The following is a 507-nucleotide window of genomic DNA, read 5'->3' as shown; positions in this document are numbered from 1 at the left end:
TGACGATTAACATTCCTCATTATGACGCCTTATCGTTCCCCTCATCATGACACTCTCTCCTTCAATCGTCATTCTGAATGGAGACAAGAATGCTTTGTAAGAAAGCAGGAAAGCGGAAATATGACACGGAGTGAAGAATCTATGACTCGGATGACATCTCTCACGGATTCTTCCGGACACCTTTGTCCTACTCCCTTCAAATTTATGCATGTAAAAAGGACTCACATCTCTGCAAGTCCTTTCCTTTATCAGCAGCTTCCTATCCTCCCGGGCCGCTTCCGGCCAAGTACTTTCGGCGTTTGTGAGCTTAACTTCCGTGTTCGGCATGGATACGGGTGATCCTCACAGCTGTCGCCACTGTTTCTCTGAGAGACTATTCTCTCAAAACCATATAGAAGAAGTACTGAAGTTATTCGCTTGTCTCGGTGTTTCTAAGTTAAGACCTCGACCTATTAGTTTTATGTCGCTCCAAGCCTTGCGGCTCTTCCACTCATAACCTATCTACCT

Annotated in this window: 1 rRNA gene; it reads right to left on the bottom strand. The window is 45.4% G+C overall.

The features are described from left to right. Nucleotides 1-246: 246 nt before the first annotated feature. Nucleotides 247-362 (bottom strand): 5S ribosomal RNA (gene rrf, locus ROSEINA2194_RS08020). Between the last annotated feature and the right edge of the window lie 145 nt (nt 363-507).

Origin of the sequence: Roseburia inulinivorans DSM 16841 (assembly GCF_000174195.1) — a bacterium.
GTDB classification, from domain to species: Bacteria; Bacillota; Clostridia; order Lachnospirales; family Lachnospiraceae; genus Roseburia; species Roseburia inulinivorans.
The sequence above is the reverse complement of the archived record's forward strand: the minus strand, read 5'-3'. Positions and strand labels throughout refer to the sequence as shown.